The 21,625-nt window shown below is 48.7% G+C and carries 11 protein-coding genes and 1 pseudogene; 2 read left to right on the top strand and 10 right to left on the bottom strand.

Annotated features, from left to right (window positions below):
• Positions 1–918, top strand: coding sequence for an LCP family glycopolymer transferase (locus tag EGV91_RS05965; RefSeq protein ID WP_135501643.1), 918 nt, complete (start codon positions 1–3; stop codon positions 916–918).
• A gap of 46 nt (positions 919–964) precedes the next feature.
• Here the strand turns inward: EGV91_RS05965 and EGV91_RS05960 are convergent, their stop codons facing one another.
• The 8 genes and pseudogenes from EGV91_RS05960 to EGV91_RS05925 form a co-directional block, all read right to left on the bottom strand.
• Positions 965–1,186, bottom strand: a complete 222-nt coding sequence (locus tag EGV91_RS05960; RefSeq protein WP_135501641.1) for a hypothetical protein — start codon at positions 1,184–1,186, stop codon at positions 965–967.
• 232 nt (positions 1,187–1,418) lie between these two features.
• Positions 1,419–2,219 (bottom strand): S1C family serine protease, encoded by an 801-nt coding sequence (locus EGV91_RS05955; protein ID WP_158290572.1) that lies wholly within the window; start codon positions 2,217–2,219, stop codon positions 1,419–1,421.
• A 54-nt stretch (positions 2,220–2,273) separates the two neighbouring features.
• Positions 2,274–2,339 (bottom strand): annotated as a pseudogene (locus tag EGV91_RS17530) (zinc-ribbon domain-containing protein); the annotation flags it as partial.
• 474 nt (positions 2,340–2,813) lie between these two features.
• Positions 2,814–4,772, bottom strand: a complete 1,959-nt coding sequence (locus tag EGV91_RS05945; protein WP_175580271.1) for a bifunctional 2',3'-cyclic-nucleotide 2'-phosphodiesterase/3'-nucleotidase — start codon at positions 4,770–4,772, stop codon at positions 2,814–2,816.
• A gap of 566 nt (positions 4,773–5,338) precedes the next feature.
• The gene (locus EGV91_RS05940) at positions 5,339–8,362 is read right to left on the bottom strand and encodes a S8 family serine peptidase (protein WP_135501635.1); all 3,024 of its coding nucleotides are present in this window, start codon (positions 8,360–8,362) and stop codon (positions 5,339–5,341) included.
• Between the two features lie 378 nt (positions 8,363–8,740).
• The gene (locus EGV91_RS05935) at positions 8,741–9,832 is read right to left on the bottom strand and encodes an acyltransferase family protein (protein ID WP_135501633.1); all 1,092 of its coding nucleotides are present in this window, start codon (positions 9,830–9,832) and stop codon (positions 8,741–8,743) included.
• Between the two features lie 1,071 nt (positions 9,833–10,903).
• Positions 10,904–11,923 carry an acyltransferase gene (locus EGV91_RS05930; protein ID WP_135501631.1) on the bottom strand — a complete coding sequence of 340 codons (1,020 nt, stop codon included), beginning with the start codon at positions 11,921–11,923 and terminating at the stop codon, positions 10,904–10,906.
• 79 nt (positions 11,924–12,002) lie between these two features.
• On the bottom strand, positions 12,003–13,022 hold the full coding sequence (locus EGV91_RS05925) for a patatin-like phospholipase family protein (RefSeq protein WP_135501629.1): 1,020 nt from the start codon (positions 13,020–13,022) through the stop codon (positions 12,003–12,005).
• A 625-nt stretch (positions 13,023–13,647) separates the two neighbouring features.
• Between EGV91_RS05925 and EGV91_RS05920 the strand changes: the two genes are divergently transcribed.
• A complete protein-coding gene (locus tag EGV91_RS05920) occupies positions 13,648–14,439 on the top strand; it encodes a C40 family peptidase (protein ID WP_135501626.1) in 792 nt (263 codons plus the stop codon).
• Between the two features lie 672 nt (positions 14,440–15,111).
• Here the strand turns inward: EGV91_RS05920 and EGV91_RS05915 are convergent.
• Together EGV91_RS05915 and EGV91_RS17455 are read right to left on the bottom strand one after the other, a co-directional pair.
• The gene (locus EGV91_RS05915) at positions 15,112–16,539 is read right to left on the bottom strand and encodes a S1C family serine protease (RefSeq protein ID WP_135501624.1); all 1,428 of its coding nucleotides are present in this window, start codon (positions 16,537–16,539) and stop codon (positions 15,112–15,114) included.
• A 484-nt stretch (positions 16,540–17,023) separates the two neighbouring features.
• A complete protein-coding gene (locus tag EGV91_RS17455; protein WP_277751536.1) occupies positions 17,024–21,256 on the bottom strand; it encodes a S8 family serine peptidase in 4,233 nt (1,410 codons plus the stop codon).
• Between the last annotated feature and the right edge of the window lie 369 nt (positions 21,257–21,625).

The following is a 21,625-nucleotide window of genomic DNA, read 5'->3' as shown; positions in this document are numbered from 1 at the left end:
ATGAGAAGAGCAAAAGAACGGACAAAGAAGAAAAAATGGCCCTGGATTGTCGGCTTGATTGCCTTGCCTTTATTGGCAATCGGCATTTATGTCGCTATGGTTTACAGCAGTTTTTCGACTGCAATCGATGAAATGCACGAACCGATTGCACGCGAAAAATCGGAAAAACGCGAAGAACAAGTGACATTGACGGAACAGGATCCGTTTTCGGTATTGCTGCTTGGCGTCGATGAGCGCGAAGGCGACAGCGGCCGCTCGGACACGATGGTAGTCATGACGGTGAACCCGAAAGACCAGTCGACGAAGATGGTCTCCATCCCCCGCGATACGTACACGGAAATCATTGGCCGCGGCACGATGGATAAGATCAACCATGCTTATGCATTCGGCGGCATCGAAATGTCGATGGCGACAACTGAGAATTTGCTCGATATTCCGATCGACTATGTCGTCCAAGTCAATATGGACGGCTTTAAAGACATCGTCGATGCAGTGGGCGGCGTAGACGTCGAAAACGCGGCGGCGTTTGACAATTTCTCGACCGGCAACATCCATTTGAACGGCGACGACGCGTTATCGTATGTGCGCATGCGCAAACAAGATGCACGCGGCGACTTCGGGCGCCAAGACCGTCAGAAGCAAGTATTGCAGGCGGTCATCCGCGAAGGCGCATCCGCCAACAGCTTGATGAATTACAACGACATTTTCAATGCACTCGGCACGAACGTCCGCACGAATATGACGTTCGACGAGATGAAAGACGTCCAGAAGAATTACCGTGAAGCCGCAGGCACCGTCGATCAGATGATCGTCCAGGACGGCTATGGCGAAACGATCAACGGCGTCTGGTATTACATGATGAACGACGCGGAACTTGCGGAAATCCAACAAACCTTGAAGAGCCACTTGGAATCGTAAAATCCAAAAGAAATCCGATCCGCCGATGCGGAACGGATTTCTTTTTTTAGTTCAAGTATTTCGCTTTTTCGCGGATTTGCTGATGCTTGGCTTCTTTTAAGCCGAATTGGTTGATGTAATGCAGAACGACTTGCCGCGGAACGCCCAGTTCCTTTGCGGTCGATGACGGGCCCAAATCCCGCGTCAAATAATAAGCTGATAGAATATCCTTCAAATCCCGCTTATACTCCTGCTCCAACTTTTCTTTGTAGTCTTCAAATTCAAGCATAGTCTTTCCACCCTGCTTCCCGTCTATATATTTAGGTATCAAGTACCACTTATTCGTTCCATATATTGTATTATAGACCATAGAACCTATTTAAACTAGTCTAAATTTCACTTTTCTTTGATAAATTTTACAGTGATGGGAGTTTGATGGCTATTTTTTGATGAATATAAAAAGTTCTGACTTTTCACTATTTCGTTGAAGTAGTTGTATGGTGGTTTCCTGCGCTGGATTTTTATGGATGGATAGGTTGCATCGCTTCATCGATCCAACTGCTGGAGCCGTGCCCCTCGCTGCTCCCACTGTAGACATCGAATACTTCCTGCACTTGTTCCTCACTCATCGGGTTTGTCGCCCATTCCGCGAGCTGGCTGTCGACGGTGTGCATCGGGATCGAGAAGCCCATGCCGTCACTTTCGACGAGCAGCAGCGAGTTGATGCCGATCACTTTGCCGGTCGCGGCATCGATGAGAGGACCGCCGCTTGAGCCAAGCGCCATCTGGACATCGATCTGGTAAAGGTCTTCGTATTTAAAGTCCTGGTCGAAGTCGCGGTCAAGGCCGGTCAAATATCCGGTCGAGGCGGTATTTTCGAAGCCGGACGGGCTGCCGAGCGCGATGACTTCCGCTCCGACTTCTGCGGGTTGGGCTTCTATAGTTAGTGGCTGGGTGCCGTCGAACGCGTCGACTTGGATGAGCGCAATGTCGGACGTTTCCGATACACCGATGACTGTTCCCACTTCCTCGTTTCCGCTATGGTCTCGCACGATCACTTTGTAAAAGCCGACAACGAGATGCGCGCTGGTGACGACGGCGCCGCTATTGGTATAGAGGAAGCCGGAGCCGTAGGCGGAATCGGTTTTGATGGTGTAGACTTTTTCCTGCGCAGCCTTGATGATTTCGGTTTTTTCGTTGAGCCCTTCCCCTACTCGTACTTCTTCGACGAGCGCATCGAGGCTTTCTTGTTGCTGCTGGAGGAATTGCCAGATGCCGATTGCGGCTGCAATGAGCAGAAGCGTACCTAATAATGCGGCCATGGTACGCGGCCGCCATAATCTCTTCTTCTTCCGGGCGGAGCTTCGGTGCAGCGGATCGCCGCAGCGCCGGCAATAGTTGGCTCCGTCCCTATTCATGTATCCGCAGCTGGCACAAAACATAGCGGCTCCTCCCTGCTCATGATCTAGCGGTGGATTGAGTGAGACTATCGTAGGTTAATATTCTGAATATTATAAATTATATTACCATGTATGCGGGTAGATTGGTATAAATTCCTTTGTTGAGTTTGTAGATATACCATAATACTTTTCATTTCGCTTCAGGTGGACGCTTTCCGCGGGCACGGCTTCAGCCGCTTCCCTCGCTCTGCTCAGTCCAGGGTCTTCAGCTCGCGCTGAACCCGCAGGAGTCGCCACCTTCCGCTTCATTCAAAGTTATTTCTTAGTCACAAAACTCTACTGCTCATATCCATAGTTAGTTATGCCAGCTTCAGGACATAAAGACGGAAGATGTTATGTCGAATAATTACAATAGAAACCATTACTAAACTTACCTAATTATAAATTTTCTATAATACTCCACAGCAAAAGGCATCTGCGAGTTATGCAGATGCCTTTTGGGTGTAGACGGGTTTATTATTTTAAGTCGATGCCGTATTTAGCGAAGCCGTCTGTGCCTGCGCCAATATAAGTGATGCCGCTGTCAGCGGGGATCAGGTCTTTGGCGGTTGGCGATGATTCGAATGTGGCGTTCGGGCCGGATGTGATTGGCGCGAATGACCAGTTGCCGTCAGCGGACGGGTTGATCGTTTTTTGTTCCAATAGGTAGTCGATGATCGCTTGGCGGTTTTCGTAGGCGTAGTCGATTTTCTCGGCTGCGTCACGGACGCCTGGGAAGTTGCCGCTTGCACGGTAGTTGTTGGTGGCGACCAGGAATTCTTGTGTTGGGTCGATCGGTGCGCCGTTGAAGCTCAGGTTCTTGATGCGGTTGGTATCCGCGTTGACGGTGTTTCCGCTGCCATCGTATTTCGCCGGCTGCGTGACGTCGATTTCGTATTCGACGCCGTCAATGACGTCAAAATTGTATGTGCGGAAATCGGTGTTGATCAACGGCTGTTCACCTGTTGCTGCTGGGTTGATTTGCTTGAATTGGCCTGCAGACATTTCGAGCCATTCTTTGACATCGGCTCCGGTCATTTTCAACGCGAAGACGGTGTTGTCGAAGACGTAGAGGTCAGCGACGTTTTTAATGGCGACTGTGCCGGTTTTGATGTCGGTGTAGTAACTGCTGTCACCACGAGTACCTGCTTTGAACGGTGCCGCGGCTGACAGGATCGGCAAGTCGGCGTTCGCGGTGCCCGCTACTTTTTGCTCGACGTACCATGTTTGTGCATTGTTGACGATTTGGACAGATGGATCGTCTTTCACCAATGAGAAGTAACTGTTGATTGGTGCTGTTGTTTCCGCTACCGGCTGGCGGACGTATTCGATAGTTGCTTCGTGCGCTTCTTTCACGGCTTCCACGACTTCTTCTGAGACTTCATTGGTCGTTTTGTCGATTGCGCGCAATGCGGCTTTTTCTTCAACGACTTTCCAGTCCTGGCCATGCGGCGCCAGTTTCAAGTCGATGACACCCAGGTGGCTGCCGAATTTCCCTGGCATAACGACTGGTGTACCGTTGATCGTGCCTTGTTCCTGGTCAACATTCGGCAAATCACTGTATGCGCCTGGGAACTGGGCGTGGTTATGTCCCGTGATGATGGCATCGATGCCGTCAAGTTGGGATAGCTGGTACGTGATGTCTTCTTCGCCTACTTCATAAGTGGCGTCGCCCATGCCCGAGTGGGACAAAGCGACGATAATGTCAGCGCCTTCTTCTTCCATGACTGGCAGGAATTTCTCGACGGTTTTTACAGCATCTTCAGCGTAGACTTTGCCTTCAAGATGCGCGCGGTCCCATTTCAGGATTTGCGGAGCGACGACACCGATGACACCGACTTGGACAGTCGTTTTCTTGCCGCGTCCATCAACGACTTCTTTGTCGATGATTTCGTACGGGGTGAAGCGGTTTTTATTCGTCTCAGCGTCATAGACGTTGGCATTCAGCACCGGGAATTCGGCGTCATCCATGACTTCGTCGAGGTAATCGAGGCCGTAATTGAATTCATGGTTGCCGAGTGTCGTGCCGTCAAAGTCGAGCGCTTCAAGTGCAGCATAAGCGGGATGCTTTTCGCCGTCTTCAAGTTTGTCGACGTTTGCGGTGTAGCTGCCGAGCGGCGTGCCTTGGATCAAGTCGCCGTTATCGAATAGCAATGTGTTGGCGTTTTCTGCGCGTGCCTGCTCAATGAGGACGCCAGTTTTGGCGAGGCCGAGTGAGTTGGACTCTTTATCTTGGTAATAATCATAATTGACGAAATTGGTATGTAGATCGGACGTGCCCAAAATGCGAAGCGAGACTTCCTTTTTGTACGCAGGGCGTTCGGTGCTTGCTTGTGCCGCTTTGCTTTCTTTTGCAGCCGGTGCAGCCGCTGATACTCCGCTTGCTGCCAGCATGAATGCTGCTAGAGCTAACGCCGCTTTGTTGTGGATCGACATTTTTCCATCTCCTCTTATTGTCAGATAGTTGAACAATTTCATTATACTTCGAGTAGTGAAGTAATTATAGATGCTAGCATTACAAATATATTACATTTTTGTTTAGTTTGATAAGTTTTGCGATATTCCGCAAAACTGCCTCGCTTGCCGCGGGTGAGCGCCAAGCCTCCTCGCTCGCTTTGAAAACCTTGTGCTCCTGCATCGCTTCGCTAGCTTCGTCGCAAATGATTGGGCAAATTACTTTTGCCCAATCATTCCCTGTGGGGTCTCGGCTGTCTTACTTTCCCGCAGGCAAGACTTACCCGAAGCCTGCGAGGGCAAGTCTTTGCGACGAAGTGCATAGCACTGCAGGAGCAGTAAGGTTTTCTCGGCAGTTTTGCTTCATATCTGGAGAACCTAAAGAAATTACAGGAAGTGTATCTTTCGTGTTCTTCGGTAAAAGAAATTATGCTATATAAAAGAGATATCGTTGAATGAAGCGAAATGAAAAGAACTATCGACAGATTTTTGAAGACATTATAAGAGGGGCATCCGTATTTGCGGATGCCCCTCTTCTTCTCTTTCGTTTACTCCAATACACTTGTACCTTTGTTGCCGGCTTCGTCTGTGACGGTTAGAGTGATGTTGTCGGTGCCTTCGGTGAAGCCGGGCAATGGGAAGTTGAATGCGCCGTTTTGGTCGAGTGTGACCGGCACGGCGTCGCCTTCGCCGTTGAGTTGGTAGCTGGCGTGCAGTTTCGAGTTGAGGTCGTATGGGACTTCGAATTCGATCAGCTTTTTGTTGTAGTCGATATATTTGTCGATGACGCGGCCGACTCCCTGGCCGGCGATGACGGAGCCGGAGATTTTCGGCTTCGTCGTTTTGACGATGACGGGAACGATGTAATCGTATAGGTAGTTCCAGTCATCACCGAGCGGTTCGGACATGTAATGCATTTGGTAGAGGCTGTCCGGGATTTTTTTCAAGGGCTCGCCGTTCCATGGCCGGTACAGGCCGAGCAGCGGCATTTTGTAGGTGCCGGCCGCAAGCGTAGGGCTTGCGTGGATATAGCCGATAAAGCCGTTTTGGAATGCGCCGCTGCTTGGGTTCATGAGGTCGTATAATTCGATTGTGTTTTTGCCGACTGGTCCAGTCAGTTTGAAATTGATTTCCGCAAAGTCGTTGATGCCGTCGTTATTGAATGACAGGTCGTCTTCGGTAATGGAGAAATTCTGGATTTCGGCGAGTGGCATCGCGCTGAAGTCCGCAGCGAATGGCAACGATACGTCATAGTTCGCGCCTTTGATGTGCACGTAGCCGAGGATTTCATCGCCATTGACGGTGCCTTGCTGTTTGGATGCTGTCAGAGTGACGTTCAGCTCTTGTTCGCCGTTCAATATGAACGATGGTTTGTCGACGGTGACTTTGGCGTTGCCGAAGCTTTTTTTCGTGTCGACGGTGACTTTTAACGCGCCGCCTTTTCCGGTGATGTCTTTGACGGTGACTTTTTTCGTCACGGAGATATTGCTTTTATTGAGCGGCTGATGGCCGAATGTGATGGTTCCTTTGACGTTGTCGACGACTGTGCCGGTGCCATTCAACACCGCTTTGTCATGGGAATAGGCGAGAAATTGCGGACGCGCCGCATCGTACGCTTGCACCCGTCCCGCTCCTTGCGCAAAAACATCGTATGCGTTGGTGTCGAGGATCTTCGCTGAATTGGACAATGCGACTTTCACATCGAACGGTTTCCAGCTAGGATGGGCCTGCAGGATAAGCGCTGCGACTCCGGTGATATGCGGCGTTGCCATCGATGTGCCGGTTTGGCGGATATAGGCTTCGCTGTAATCGGCTGCCGGGAAGTCCGCTTTGTACATCGGCTTCGCTGACATGATGCTTGTGCCCGGTGCGATGATGTCCGGCTTGATGTCGAAGTTCGGCGACGACGGCCCGCTTGCGCTGTATTCGGCGATTGCATCGCCTTTCGTTTTCGTCATGGTGATGCCGCTGAATGAGACGGTGCCTTTAGAGACAAGCAGCTGCTGGCGGATCTTTTCGCCGTCTGTCTGCGACAGATCGAACGCTGGAATGTAATCAAATGAATCGCCGAGGAAAAAGCCGCTCGGCTCCGGAGCTTGTGCGCCGTCGCGGATGTTGTGGATCAGTACCGCTTTCGCTCCCGCCTCTTTAGCGAATTTCACTTTATCGTGGTATTCGATGGCACCAGATGATACGAGTGCCACTTTGCCTTTGACGCTCAGTTTGCTGTAATCAATTTTTTCGCCGGCGTTCGGAATGGCAACGACGTCAAATGTGCCCGTTAATTGCTGCGCCGGGTTTTCATCTGTTTCTGACGCCATGAGATTGTGTTTTTTATTGAGCTCAAAGTTTCCGGCATTGAGCTTGACGGTTCCGCTGAAACGCTCTTCCGGAATCGTGCTGCTGCCGACCGTGACAGCGAGGCGGCTGGTGCCGGGGCTGGTGACGCTGCCCCGGTATAGGCCGGCATTGCCAGCCGCGGTGATGGCGAGCGTGCCGGCGAACATGGCGTTATTGAGCGCGAACGATTCGGCTCTCGCCTCTGAATTGCTGTTGCTGGCAAGCGACAAATTGATGATATCGAGGTCCTGCCGCACCGCTTCTTCGATGCCGGCGATGATCCACGATTGCGAGCCCATTCCGTAAGCGCCGAGGACGCGGTAGGCATACAGCTCCACTTTCGGCGCGATGCCTTTAAAGCCGAATGAGTTGGCGCCACGCGCTGCAATGGTGCCTGCTACGTGCGTGCCATGCGATGTGGCAAACGGCAGTTCCCAATTATTTATTTCCGACGAATCGCTTGCACGCTCAGACGGCTTCGTTTCAGAAGGGTCGTCTTCGGCACGGGCTTTTTTGTAATACGGTGAATGCGGCACGAAGTTCTTGCCGCCTTTGTAGACGCCTGCAAATTCCGGGTGGTCGGGATCGATGCCGGTATCAAGCACGCCGACTTTGACGCCCTGCCCTTCAATGCCTTCCGCCCACAAGCGATCGACGCCGAGGAACGATGTGCTCTTCGAGAAAGCCGCTGTGAACTTCTGATCCTGTTCGGTTGACGCCGTTGCGTGCATTTGGACGTCCGGCTCAACGAATGCGACTCCTTCGATTTCGAGGAGTTTCGCGAGATCCGCTGCTTTCACGTTTGCGGAAAAGCCGTTGAGGACTTGGGTGTAGGAATAGCCTTCCTCATAGGCGATGCCGGTTTCAGCCATTGCGACTTTGGCGGATGTTTGCTGGTTGACGATTGCTGCTTCGATTTTGTCAGTTTGTGCAGCGGTGACGCTCTCACCTTTCAGCGAGCTGGCCCCGATTTCCAGGCCAACCGGCTTTTTCGAGAGATGGACGATGACGGCGACTTGCTGGTCGCCGGACAAACTTTTCAAGTCCGGGTGCAGCTGCGGTTCGCCTTGCAGGACATCGGTTTGTTCGACGATGGCTGCGCGCATTTCGAAGTCGCCTGCTGTCGGCGCGTTAACTGGTGGTGCGGATAATGCCGCTGCTGGCCATAATGCGGCGACTAGAAAGAAGATAAGAAGAATGGTGAATAACTGCTTGAACCCTTGGCTTTTCATCGGAAAACTCCTCCTCGTTTGTGCTATGTAATTATCTGAATTTTAACATATTTATGATATTATTTGTTGAAAATATTGGAAAAGTGAGAGATTATTATTATTTTTTATTTATTAGATGACATGGCTTTAAGGGGAACACATTGAACGCCGCTCCGGTCGCTTTGGGCATGGCTATCGCCATGAGACGAGAAGAACACTCGTCTCATAGCTTCGCCTAGCCCTTTGACGCGCCGTCGCTAAGATATCTCTCGATATGAAGCAAAACAACGAAAACGCACACGGCAAGCGTAGCTGTTTTGCGAAATATCGATTATATATTCATTAGTTCAGCTTTATAAACTAATATAGCCGTAAAAAAACTTCACCAAAAAAAGCTACTCACCGGAGTGAGTAGCTTGGGTCGTTTGCGGTTTGTTTTTCTTTTGCTTGGCGCGGCTTTTCCAGGTAGTTGATGCGCCCGGTGAAGAGCCGCGTCAGGCGGTTTTGGTAGAACAGGAATGCGCCGCCGACTGAGGATGCGATGGTCAGGAAGGTCAGGACGACGTTGAATACGATGATGTTTTCGCCGAAGTCGAGTGTCAGCTTGACGAAATACGGCAGGATGATGAGATGGCTCAAGTAGATGAAGAATGAGAAATTGCTGATGAGCATCAAGCTTTCATTGTAAAAATTGTATTTCCGGAAGACGGCCGTCAGCAGCAGGAAAACGCTGACTGCGTAAAGCATGATGTCGTAGCGCTCGCTGGCGGCGCGGGCAAAGCCCATGCCCTGGTAGACATACAGCACCGAGCCGAAAGCCAGGATGGTTGTGAGGACCGGAATCCACAGCCGTTTCATTAAGAATGAAATGATGGTTTCGTAATACTGGCCAATGTAGAAGCCGGCCGTGAAATAGAACAGCCAGAACAGGATATGCGTCCGGAACCACAGTGGGTAGTTCATATTGGTGAATTCCCGGTATTGGTCGACATGGAAATAACCGTAGCTGTGCAGGAATGAAATCACGAAGGTGATGAGCAGTGGCAAGATCGGGTTGAGTTTTGCCATGAATCGGCCGAGCAGCCAGTGCAGCACGTAAAACTGGAAGATGACCAGGATGAAGAAGCCGTGCCATTGCCCGTAAAGGACGATTTGCTGCGCATTGGCGAGAAACGATTCGAGCGTGTTGTCGGACCGGATATAGCTGAGCACGACGCCTACCAGGATATAGGGCACGAGGATGAATTTGATGCGCTTGGTGAAAAAGCCTTTTGGCGTGCCTGATGCGTAGTTTTTGGCAATGAGGGTTTCCGACAGCAAAATGAAAATCGGTGTCGCGCACAGGAGTGCCAGCCGCAGCATCTGCACATATTCTGCCTCCCCTAGCGGATTCAAGTCGACGTTGATGACGTATTTGGTTAAGGAATGGGTGACGACGACCAAGATGCACATGATTGCACGGATCATGTTGATTTCGTTCAGTTTTTTCATGATGTAAACTACTCCAGTTGTGATTGAAAGCGTATTATTGTTTAAATACATATATCAATATATTTTATTTTCTGATAAATAGGCTATCTTATCCCGATTAACCTATAACAGTATAATGTTATTCCCGTCTTGTGTCTACTTTAGACATGAATTAGGATATTATTTCCCGGGAAATTTTTTTGTTAAATATCTGATAGACACCGCTTCGGACGCTTAGGGCATGGCATACGCAAAAAGCCAGGCAAAGGCCGCCTGTCTTTCCGCTCCGCCTAGCCCGTGTTCGCGCCTGCGCTGGATATGCTCTTACTTTTTTAACAAAAACCCTATATGTTTTTGTTGTTTTTCAGAGTGAAATCACTTTAACACGATTTAGAAATGAGCGTTTCTTCTATATAAAGATGTTTTGTTGATGAAATTGAGCTTGGAGCTTCTTATTAAGATCTAAGTTCAAAGGATTAATTGGAAAAGCCCTTCGCTTCGGCGAAGGGCTCCTTCTCTTGCACTTTCGCATTTCGCCCAGGCGAAATGCATGCATTTATGGTTTTAGGTTAAGAAGGTTCTCCCGTTAACATGATCTAAACCGATGTTAACATGATCTAGCTTGAGATTAACATGAAGTGTGGGAGCGTTAACATGATCTAGCTGGAAGTTAACATGAACTGTTTTGCGTTTAACCGGCACTAGCTGTGAAGCTTCTCTCCAAGGTCTAAGTTCAAGAGCGGAATTGGAAAAGCCCTTCGCTTTGGCGAAGGGCTCCTTCTCGTGCACTTTCGCATTTCGCCCAGGCGAAATGCACGCATCTATAGTTTTAGGTTGAGAAGGTTCTCTCGTTAACATGATCTATATCGAGTTTTACATGATCTAGCTTGAGATTAACATGAAGTGCGGGAGCGTTAACATGATCTAGCTGGAAGTTAACATGAACTGATTTGAGTTTAACCGGCACTAGCGATGGAGCGTCTCTCCACGGTCTAAGTTAAAGAGGAAAATTGGAAAAGCCTAACGCAGCTGACAGCTGCATTAGGCTCTTTTTCATAAACGTGCGCATTTCGCCGAGACGAAATGCGCTGGCTACGGCACCAGGTGTTTGACACCGGGCAGCTTTTGCAAGACGCGGATGATGGCGTAGGACACGATGAAAATGATGATCCAGGTGATGGGAATGGCTAATGCCGGATGGAACATGGTCGGGCTGATGGACAGGTATTTGTCGAGATAGTATTGGATGAGCGGATGGATGACGTAGATGCCGAGTGTGGCGGCGCTGATCCGGGTGATGAGTTTATTGGCTTTCAGGCGACCTTCCAAATGTTGGAATAGAGTGAAGACGAACAGCGTGATGGCGAGTGAGTTCGGCCGGTAATGCTCGTAGAAGAATTCGTCGAGTTCGCCTTTGTAGTCGCTCAGGCCTTCGGTGCCGATGTAAGTGCCAATATAGCCGAGAAAGGCTGCGGCAGCGAGATGCGGCAGGTATTTTTTCGGGATGGGATAAAGGAATAGGTAAGCGCCGAGCATGAAATAGCCGATATACGGCTCGAACATGCCCGCTTTGAATGCGACGTCGAAGCCGAGAAAACGATTGATGAACGGCATCAGGACGCTGAAGAGAAACCAGAATCCCAGGAAATACAGGAAGGTCTTCTGCGTCATGCGGTCAACGAGGATGCGCAGGAACGGCGCCATCAGGTACAGGCCGATGATCGTGTACAGGAACCACAGGTGGAAATAGACATCATCTGTCAGGAATAAGGTGATGGCTTCCCCGGCGGTATAGCTGCGGCCTTGTTCCAATATGCGGTACAGCAAGTAGATGCCGCTCCAGAACACCAACGGAATAAATGCTTTGGCGAGGCGTTTTCTCAAGAAGCTCCATACTGGTTCGTCGGGCTTTTTCGTCAAGAGCAATGCGCCGCTCAGCATGAAAAACACGGGCACACACCAGCGTGTGGCGGAGTCCATGGCGTTTGCGAGCTGCCATTCCCATGCTTCCGGCGGTTCGGCGTTGATGATTTTCGACAAGACGTGGATGCCCACGACGGTGAAAATCGCCAATACCCGCAGCCAGTCCATGTATTCAAAGCGTTGCGCCATCGTCTTGCCTCCTTCATTTATTCATCCGATCGGTGTTTGTACGTTAGTAATCAATGCCCTGCTTTGCTGCAGGGTAAACTCACCCGTGCAGCAGGCAGTCGCATAGTTCGTCAAGCAATTTGCGGTATTGCGGATCCTTGGTGATGTCGATGCCAAGCGCTTCGAGCTTGTCGAGGTTGAACGGATCGGTGTTGTCGAGTTTTTCCGTGCCAGCCCCGTCCAGCTGCGCTTGAAAACGGAAATAACGGCGGCGGCCGTTGACGGGCGGAACGACTTGGCGCAGCTGGTAGTCGACCGTGTCGCTGCTGCCGTCCATCATGATGTCGAGCATCGGGCGCGCCCAGCCGATATGGCCCCATTTCGAAGCATCCTTTTCGTTGATCGGCGCATGGGCGGCCCCGGTGCCGAGCGACACGACAAGGAACTCTTCCTCATCTGCGTAAATCGCTTTGGCTTCGGCGTACGCGCACATTGCCGGATTATTGGCGAAGACTCCGCCGTCAATAAAAGCATATCCGGGCAGCGAGGAGATTTTTTTCGGCACGAAATACGTCGGCGCCGCAGAAGAGGCACGAGCCGCTTCTTTCATATAGATGTTTTTATGCGGAGGCGTATCGTTGTGAGGAGCTTTCGGCGCTTCCGGCACTTCCCCCAGCCTTGAATGCGGACTACGGAAAAATTCCGGGCTGCGCTGTTCGATTTCATAGCTCGGTATGAGGACGTCGGCCAACGCGTCCGACAAGCGGGCTTCGCCGAAATAATTGTCCAGCACGCTTTCGATGCCGCGCTGGCTGTAACGACGGTAAAAGAATTGCCCGAATGGCAGGTTCAAGAGAAACGGCCGCTTGAAAATCGTCGGCAAGTCGCGCTTCAACGATTCACCAAGTTCTTTCGCGCTATATTTGGGAGCGGAATTTTGGCTTTCCGGATTTTTCGGTATGGCGAGGCCCAGTGCCAGCATGCCCCCCACTGATGTGCCGGCAATCAAATCGAACAGTTCGGAAATCGGTTTGCCGGTGCGTTTTTCGATATCGTCGAGCACCACTGCAGGAATGATGCCGCGCACCCCTCCGCCATCTATGGATAGTATCTTTTTCATCGCGCTGCCTCCTCAAAATATCAAATTTCTATAAATTCTGATTGTTATCAGGGTAAGTTAGAAAGGCTTAAATGTCAAAAAGAGCAAACACGCGGTTTCTTTCCGCCTAAAAAGGAAAGGTTTTATTATTTTATTTTAACAAATACATTTTTCAGAATAGTAATTTATCCAATACATCAAAAATATATTAATTCGAGATAAGTATTTCCGTATTCGAATTAATTCTGAATACTCTCAATTGTTGTGTATTTGTATAATATTTATACAGCATTTCTTCTGATCCAGCGGCGTTTGCTGGCGGATGTTTCGCCTTCGTTTATTACGACAAGCGTAATATTTATCACTAATCTTTGGTAATTAATGACTGAAATTCATGTAATAATTACGTAAAAAACGGCTCAAAACCCATTTTTTCTGGATTTTAAACATTTTTTCGAAAAAAGATGGACGCTGAAAGCGTTGATACGACTGGTTTTATTAACACAGAATATTTTTGTTATACAACTGTAATATAACTGCAATCGAATTGACGTTGTTATTATATGACCCAACATCTATAGTAAATATCAGATTGGTAAACAGACAAACTTATTGTTCGATAATATAAAACGTTAGGGGAAAAACAATGAAAAAATTAGTCTTCACACTTCTTGCAGCTAGTTCATTGGTATTTACTAACTCTGCTACTGACGCACAAGCAGCGTTCACATCAGAAAACAACACAACTACTACAGCTTATGAGGCTGTTCAAACATTAGAAACTAACGAAGTAAACGAAGTGGTGGAAGTCGCAGCAGCGAAAGCAACTGCAAAATCCGGTACTTATAAATTGAAATACAACACAAATGTCCGCGCTGACGCTGGCACGAAATACAAAGTGTTGAAAGTCGCTAAAAAAGGCGCAACTGCAACAGCTACTCACCAGAAAAAAGTCGGCAAGCAAACTTGGTACAAAGTGAAAGTCAGCGGCAAACACGGCTGGGTCCTTAGCACATTGTTGACATCTACGAAAAAAGCTACTGCTAAAAAACCGACAGTAGTCAAAGCTTCAAACTCAACTGTAACTTCTAAAGCCGTTTCAGTCGGCTTGTCACTTAAAGGAACACCTTACCGTTTCGGCGGCACAACAACTGCAGGATTCGATTGCAGCGGCTTCACGCAATATGCGTTCAAACAAGCAGGCAAAAGCATTTCACGCACAACACTTGGCCAATTCGCTGATTCAGTAACTGTTTCAAGCCCACAGCCAGGAGACTTGATCTTCTTCGCTAACACGTACCGCCCAGGCATCTCTCACGTCGGCATCTACATCGGCAACGGCCAATGGGTACACTCTGGCGGCAAGAAAGCTGAAGTCCTAAGCGTAAACGCACCATACTGGGGCGATAAATTCCACAGCTACAAGCGTCTTAAATAAGAAATTTCGAGAGTCCCCTGTATGGGGGCTCTTTTTTGTTGTTTGGAGGATGTTGTTTTATATAGAAGGAAGTTTTTTTTTGTGGAGAGTTTCTTCTATATTGATTGATGCATTTCGCCATGGCGAAATGCGCACGTGCACGAAAAGGAGCCTAACGCAGCTGACAGCTGCATTAGGCTTTTCCAATTCATCTCTTGAACTAGAATCTTAAAGAGACGCTACACGGCTAGTGCCGGTTAACTTCCCAACAGTTCATGTTAATGTCCAGCTAGGTCATGTTAACTCTCCCGCACTTCATGTTAACTTCTGGCTAGATCATGTTAACGCCGATTTAGTTCATGTTAACGAGAGAATCTTCTACTCAAACCACAGATGGATGCATTTCGCTCAGGCGAAATGCGCAAGTGCTGGAGAAGGAGCCGTTCGCCGAGGCGAACGGCTTTTCCATTTATACTCTTGAACTAGAATCTTAAAGAGACGCTCCATCGCTAGTGCCGGTTAAACTCAAAAGAGTTCATGTCAAACTCCTGCTAGGTCATGTTAACGATCCCGCACTTCATGTTAACTTCCGGCTAGATCATGTTAACGCCGATTTAGTTCATGTTAACGGGAAAAAGCTTGAATCTTAGCCCATAAAAAAAACACGCTCGGCAGCTGCCGGGCGTGTTTGGTTTATTCGTGCATCATCGTTTGGATCTGGTAGTCGCCGTATTCATCGATGACGACGGTGAAGATGGTGTGGTGTGTTTCTTTCAGCGTTTCGCCACTTTCCGTGTCGTGGTAGATGAATTCGGCTGTCGCTTCGATCAGCGCGTCGTTTTTGCTGATTTCAACGCGGGCAATAGTGGCGTTTACGGCGTCGAACGTCCGTGTTTCACTTCTCAGCTCTTCCACTTGCTTCTTGCCTTCAATCGCCCCTTCACTGTCTGGAAGCAGGTAAGATTCGTAGTAATTCATTTCTGGGTCGTTCAATGCGTATGGCAGCAATTCGTAATAGCCTTCAATAAAGCTTGTCAGTAAGGCTTCGTCGAAATAGGCGTCTTTGACGTCTGGCAAGACAACTTCTTCTTCTTCGTATTCAATCGGATTGCTGATCCATTCGGCCAATTGGCCGGAGATGCTGTGGAGCGGAATGGCGTAGCCAAGTTCAGGCGTCTCTTCGAGGATAATCGAGTTGATGCCGATGATGCTTTCCGATTCAGCATTGATCAGCGGTCCGCCGCTGGAGCCTTTTTTCAAGATTGCGGTCATTTCGTAAAGTCCATTGTATTCGTAATCGGATGAAAAGCTCTTGCCGACTGCGGTGATTTCACCTTCGGTAGCGGTGTTCGCCTGGTCTTCCGGGCTGCCGATTGCGACTACTTTCGTACCTACAGCAACTTCTTCTGAAGCCATTGGCATCGGCTGTTTGCCGGCCAATTCTTTGACCCGTACCAACGCAACGTCGGTCGTTTCAGAAAAGCCAATGACTTGGCCGTTGAACTCCTGGCCGTTGCTGTTTTTCAGCATCACATATGACGCATCCTTGACGACGTGGGCGTTGGTCAAGATATCCCCTTTATCGTTGTAGAGAAAGCCTGAGCCTTGTTCCAGGTCCGTATAAAGCGTATAGACATGCGTTTGGGCGTTGGCAATCATTTGGTCAAGGTCTTTTTCAGGTGCTTCGACCGATACGGCCACCGGTTCCACTTCTGGTTCCGGTTCTTGTTCTGCTTCAGGCTCCGGCTCGGTCACGACAATTTCTTCAACCGGCTCTTCTTGAGCAGGTTTGTCTTCCCGTGCGTCCTCAACAGTACCTTCAACAGGCGGCGCTTCTTCTGCCGGCACTTCGATTTCTTCCGCTTTCGTATCAAAACCTGCGTAATTCTTCTCGCTGAATGCGTGTTCTTTCATTTGCATGTCAGGCTGGTCGTTTTGCTCAATCAAGGCATAGCTTCCGCCGGTAACTCCCAGCAAGAACAAGAGTGATAATACCGCTGTCCAAATGCGGCGTTTCGGGCTCTGGCCTTGTTTTCTATGTTCAATGCGTTTATTCATAAAATCCGTCACTTCCCTTTTCGTGTCCTTCATATAGACGAGCGAAGGTGCTAATGGTTTCACCTGGCCAAGTTGCTTTTTCTATTATAGCAAGCCCCGGCGAAAAGTTCCGCTCAGAGCGCTAAGATGCATCAAAAGAAACCCTAAAAGCACCGTTATGCAACTTTTTCTTTAGAAATGCAAAAAAACTCGCGCAGTCATGGAGGCTGCGCGAGTTTTAAACTGACGAGAATCTTGATGGTTCGAAGCGATGCAGAGACAAGAAAGTGCGTTCCGCTTCATTCAAAGTTATTTCTTAACACCAAGTCAGTTCTTTTAATAATGAACATAAAACATACATCCTCTGATTTTTCTTGGAGATGTCCCAGATATGGAGCAAAACTGCCGAGACGCCTCCGGAAAGCGAGACAGCCGAGACCCTGCAGGAGCGAAGCGACGAAGCGGCTCGGCGCTCGCCCGCGGCAAGCGAGGTAGTTTTGCGGAATATCGGCTCATCTTAACAAACTGAAAACCCGCACAACCATGTAGGCTGCGCGGGTTCAAGAAATTAGTTATTATCCAAAAGCTCTAGAATATCAAGGCTGCGATAAAGCACTACTGCTGTTTCGCCGCGTGTGATGCGTGCTTGTGGATCGAACGTATTGCCTTCGCGCCCAGTGAACACGCCAAGTGCTTCGGCTTGTTTCACAGTTTCAAGCGCGTACGAACTGATTTTCGATTGATCCGCAAACTTATGCGTTGCGTCCAAGCCTTCAAGGAGTGAAGCATCCTCATAAGCGATTGCTCGGATCATCATCGTTGCAGCTTGTTCGCGTGTAATCGGCGCGTTCGGGTTGTAGTTCCCTTTTTCATCGCCTTTGACGATTCCAGCGCGTGCAGCTGCTTCGATTTCTTTGTAAGCCCAAGTCGTTTTCGAGTTGACGTCAGAGAATGTCCCTGTCGAGTCTTTGACTTCCAACTCCAGCGAGCGGACCAATAATGCCGCAAGTTGAGCGCGCGTCAAGTCAGCGTTCGGTCCGAACAATGTGTCTGTTTGGCCGTTGATGATGCCTTGTGTCGCTAGCGTTTCGATCTGGTCTTTAGCCCAGTAAGTCTGGATATCCGAGAAAGTTGTTTTCTCTTTCGTGATTGTGAACGTTTTCTCTGTCACGTGCCCAGCCAAATCTTTCACTACGAATTTGAATTTATTTTCGCCCATCTTCACAGGTACTGTTGCCGTGATGTTTTTATTGAAGGCTTTGTCATATGGCTCTACAAGGTCTTGGCGGAACACTTCATCGTCATAGATGTAAGCGGCGATTTGGCCGAAATTGTCTTTGACATTGAATGTTACTTCCACTTCATCCACATTGCCTTTAACTTTTGCCGGTACGGTTACTGCTGTAACGACAGCCGGTTTCGTATCAACGTGCACTTCGCGGCGCAATTCCATTTCGTTGCCGAATGCATCCACTGCTTTAACCGTTACATATTGCACGCCGTCAGCCAATGTCAATGTGTGTGCAAAGTTCTTGCCATCGAATGAAGTGGCTTCTTGGCCGTTCACTGTCAATGAAACGATTTTCGAATCGTCTTCGACCGTTCCTTTGACTTCGACTTTATTCGTATTATGAACTGAAGTCACTTCAGGTGTTGTGAAGAAGATGACCGGTTCTTTCGTTTCTTCTGGGTACGTTGAAAGTTCGACTTCTGTTGAGTTGCCAGCAACGTCGTAGAATACCGCTTTCACGTCATCGCCTTTCACAACATCAGCAACTTTGTATTCGTTTGTTGCTGGAGACAATGATTTCGCCGTTTCGCTTTCCGTCACTTCTTTGCCGTTGACGAATACTTCCCAGCGGTCTGCGTCGTTATTGTCTGTGAAGCTTGATACTTTTACAGTGCTTGCAGCTGTGTCGAATGAAGCGTCTGCTTCAGGTTTAACCGTATCCACTTTGATCGGGAATTCGATTGACTGCCATTCAGCGCCTTCAAAATCGATGACTGCGCGCAGCTGGATTTGGTAATCGCCGTCAGTGACAGTTTTGCCGTAGACTTTTCCATCCCAAGCATAAAGCGGGTTAAGTGTGTACGGTGCTTCTGTCGAATAATGTTTGATCAGGTCTTTGCCTGTTGCGATCGTACGCAATTTCTTGCCGTCTTTGTCCAAGACGTTGACTTCCAAGTTTTTCGCGTTGCGCATCAATGTGAAGACCGGAAGCGCCAAGTCGACTGATCCATCCGCGTTCGGAGAAAATGCGAATTTCTCTGGCACGTATCCGCCAGCGAATGTGCCGCCAGTGATGTCATTGCCTTCGTCGTCAATCAAAAGAGTCGTGCCGTAGAAAGATGTTGGATCCCATGTAAATTCATCGAAGATGCTTGCGTCGTCCCATTCGCCGTTAAAGCCGAAGAATGGCACTTGCAGATCCGGGTTGCCGGTTACTTCTTCTTCAGGATCCTGTAAGGATACGAAGCCATCGATGAAGAATCCGTTAGTGAAGTTTTGGTAGAATTCTTCATCGCTCAATGCTGAAGCATCAACCGTTACTGTGAATTCTTTGCTGCTGTTTGCCGGTACTGTCAGTGTTTCCGGAGCGTCGATTTGAACGTCGTCCGTGATCACTTGTGAGCCGTAAAGGTTCGGTACTGTGATAGCCGTTCCTTTGTCATCCACCAGATTATCCGTTTGCAAGTCTACATATACATCGTAGCTAGCGTCTTCATCTTTGAAGTTCTCCGCTTTCAATGTGAATGAGAATTTGCCGTCTTTGATTTCTTTCAAAGCCACTTTTCCAAGGCCAGTTGCTGTGTCTGTCAACATTACGTCCGTAGACAAAGCATCATGCAATGACATAAGCCCTGCACCTTGGCGTCTTGGCGAAACGAATTCGTTTTCATCCAAGTTCACGACGTCTGCCGTGTTCATCATCAAGTTTTTCGCGTATGTCACGCGGTCTTTGCCTTTCAGGCCAAGCTCGTTCATCCGCTCGAACAATAACGCCGCGCCACCCGCTACGTGCGGAGCTGCCATTGACGTACCGCTCATCAAGCCGTACTCGTCGTTGTTCAATGTTGAGAAGATGTTGCCGCCTGGTGCTGTGATTTCAGGTTTGAAATCCAAGTTCGGAGTCGGGCCCCACGATGTGAAATCGCTCATTTCGCCCGCTGCCGGGTTTTTCATTTCAAAGAATTCGCCGTCGAACTCAATTGTCGGTGTCGTGCCTGCATCCAATGCTGCTTTCATCGCTTGTCCATCCGCTTGAAGCGCTGACATATAAGGGATTTGAATCGCTGCATCAGAAGCCATGCTGATTGTGCCAGTTGTGTTGTTGTAGATGATGACCGCTGCAGCGCCTGCTGCTTGGGCGTTCAATCCTTTTTCAACAAATGAAATCGATCCGCGGGATACAAGAGCTACTTTGCCCGTGAAATCTTTGCCTGCGAAGTCAGCCGCTGTACCGAAACCAGCGTCCATCACTTCATAAGAAGCTTCCGGCAAATCGCGTGGATCTTTGTCGTTCGCCAACAAGTACAAACCGCGCTCTTCGCCTGTGCCGATATCAAAACCGAAGCTCATCGCTGTGATGATGTCGTTTTCGAATGAAGCCACGCCGAACGAATCCACTGATACACTTGGTGAACCTGTCAATGCGTAATCCTGGTTATCCGCTGATGGGTAATAATAGCCTGATCCGAACATATCCGAGTTCCCTGCAGAAATGGACATCAAAATGCCGTTATTCGTTGCGCGTTCAACCGCTTTTTGCTCAGGGTTCGACGTATCAACGAAACCTGCAGTCGAACCAAGTGACATGTTGATGACATCCGCGCCCAATTTAATCGAATCGTCAATTGCTTTTACATAAATATCGCCGTAAGTCGATGGGAATTTAGGATCGTTGCCGAATACTTTCAACGCCAATAGCTGCGCTTCAGGAGCAACACCTTTAATGCCGCCGTTTTCTTCATCTCCGTTCGCCCCGACCGTACCTGCAACGTGCATACCGTGCATAGAAGCTTCTGGTCCAAGGTCAAGGATTTCGTTATTGCCATCCATGTAGTTATAGCCGAAAGGCACTTTTGCTGTATGGTATTGACCATTTTCCACTAAACCGTCTGCCGCCAATTGATCCACTTCCGCTTTCGTGATGTCGCCAGTCGCGTCATCCGTCAGCACCATGTCTTTGTGGCTTGGATCGATTCCTGTGTCAATAACGCCGACAACCATGTCTTCGCCAGTGTAACCGTAATCATTCCACACTTCTTGTGCCTGTACCAAATCCTTCGAATACTTCATCTCCGGCTGGACTTCAGGGCGCTGGTATTCAGTCGCTTCGTAGACTGCTTGTACGCCAGTCGTATTCGCGATGCCTTCTACTTCACCCGCTTCAACTTCTGCTGAGAAGCCGTTGAAAACAGTAGTGAAATTCTCGAAATATGTAATGCGGGGTGATTTCTTCAAAATCGAAGCCTTAACAGAAGCTTGATCTTTTTCTACCGCCGCTTCTAATGACTTCTTCTGGGAATCCGGCAAGCTCTTATAAAGAACGCCTTGGTTGGTAGCCGTTTCAATTGCTGGCGCTTTCTCAAGCTCTACAATGATCCGCACTTTCTTGCTTGGATTTTCCGGATTGACGAACTTGTCCGGCAAGGCCAAAGCTGGCTTTTCTAGTTCCATCGTAATGGGTTGTCTTGCTTGCAGCTCTGCTGCCGCCGTGCCGGTGATGCCGAACGTCGCTGAACTCAGCGTCATCATGATGGCTGCAGCCACCACTAAAACTGATTTAGACTTGCTCAATGTGTTTCCCCCTTGTGCTTTTTTTGCAATTGATACAATGTTTTCAATTGCGTAACAAATTAAATTTACCATAATTTTTCATTAAAGAAAAGATTATTAAATGATTCAAAAGGTTTATTTTTTGGAATGTGCTTACAATTTAATATGTATTTGTAATACAACAGTCTACACTTCCAATTTCAACCTTATGAACTTGGTATGAGATGGAGGACTGTAGTCAGGGTGATGTTTTTTTGCGAATATGGGTTGAATTTTATGTGGTTCTCGTTAAGTTGAGAGCTTTTTAAATTGAAAAGTGAATGGTTGAGAGGTGCTTTCTGCTAGTACCGGTTAAAGTCCAAACAGTTCATGTTAAGCTGCTGCTAGTTC

It is taken from the genome of Planococcus koreensis, assembly GCF_004761975.1.
GTDB lineage: Bacteria > Bacillota > Bacilli > Bacillales_A > Planococcaceae > Planococcus > Planococcus koreensis.
The sequence above is the reverse complement of the archived record's forward strand: the minus strand, read 5'-3'. Positions and strand labels throughout refer to the sequence as shown.

Coding starts and splice junctions, on each gene's coding strand:
- EGV91_RS05955 (WP_158290572.1), bottom strand. CDS start 2,219: ATGGCCGCATTATTAGGTACGCTTCTGCTCATTGCAGCCGCAATCGGC.
- EGV91_RS05965 (WP_135501643.1), top strand. CDS start 1: ATGAGAAGAGCAAAAGAACGGACAAAGAAGAAAAAATGGCCCTGGATT.
- EGV91_RS05960 (WP_135501641.1), bottom strand. CDS start 1,186: ATGCTTGAATTTGAAGACTACAAAGAAAAGTTGGAGCAGGAGTATAAG.
- EGV91_RS05925 (WP_135501629.1), bottom strand. CDS start 13,022: ATGAAAAAGATACTATCCATAGATGGCGGAGGGGTGCGCGGCATCATT.
- EGV91_RS05945 (WP_175580271.1), bottom strand. CDS start 4,772: ATGTCGATCCACAACAAAGCGGCGTTAGCTCTAGCAGCATTCATGCTG.
- EGV91_RS05920 (WP_135501626.1), top strand. CDS start 13,648: ATGAAAAAATTAGTCTTCACACTTCTTGCAGCTAGTTCATTGGTATTT.
- EGV91_RS05930 (WP_135501631.1), bottom strand. CDS start 11,923: ATGGCGCAACGCTTTGAATACATGGACTGGCTGCGGGTATTGGCGATT.
- EGV91_RS05935 (WP_135501633.1), bottom strand. CDS start 9,832: ATGAAAAAACTGAACGAAATCAACATGATCCGTGCAATCATGTGCATC.
- EGV91_RS05940 (WP_135501635.1), bottom strand. CDS start 8,362: ATGAAAAGCCAAGGGTTCAAGCAGTTATTCACCATTCTTCTTATCTTC.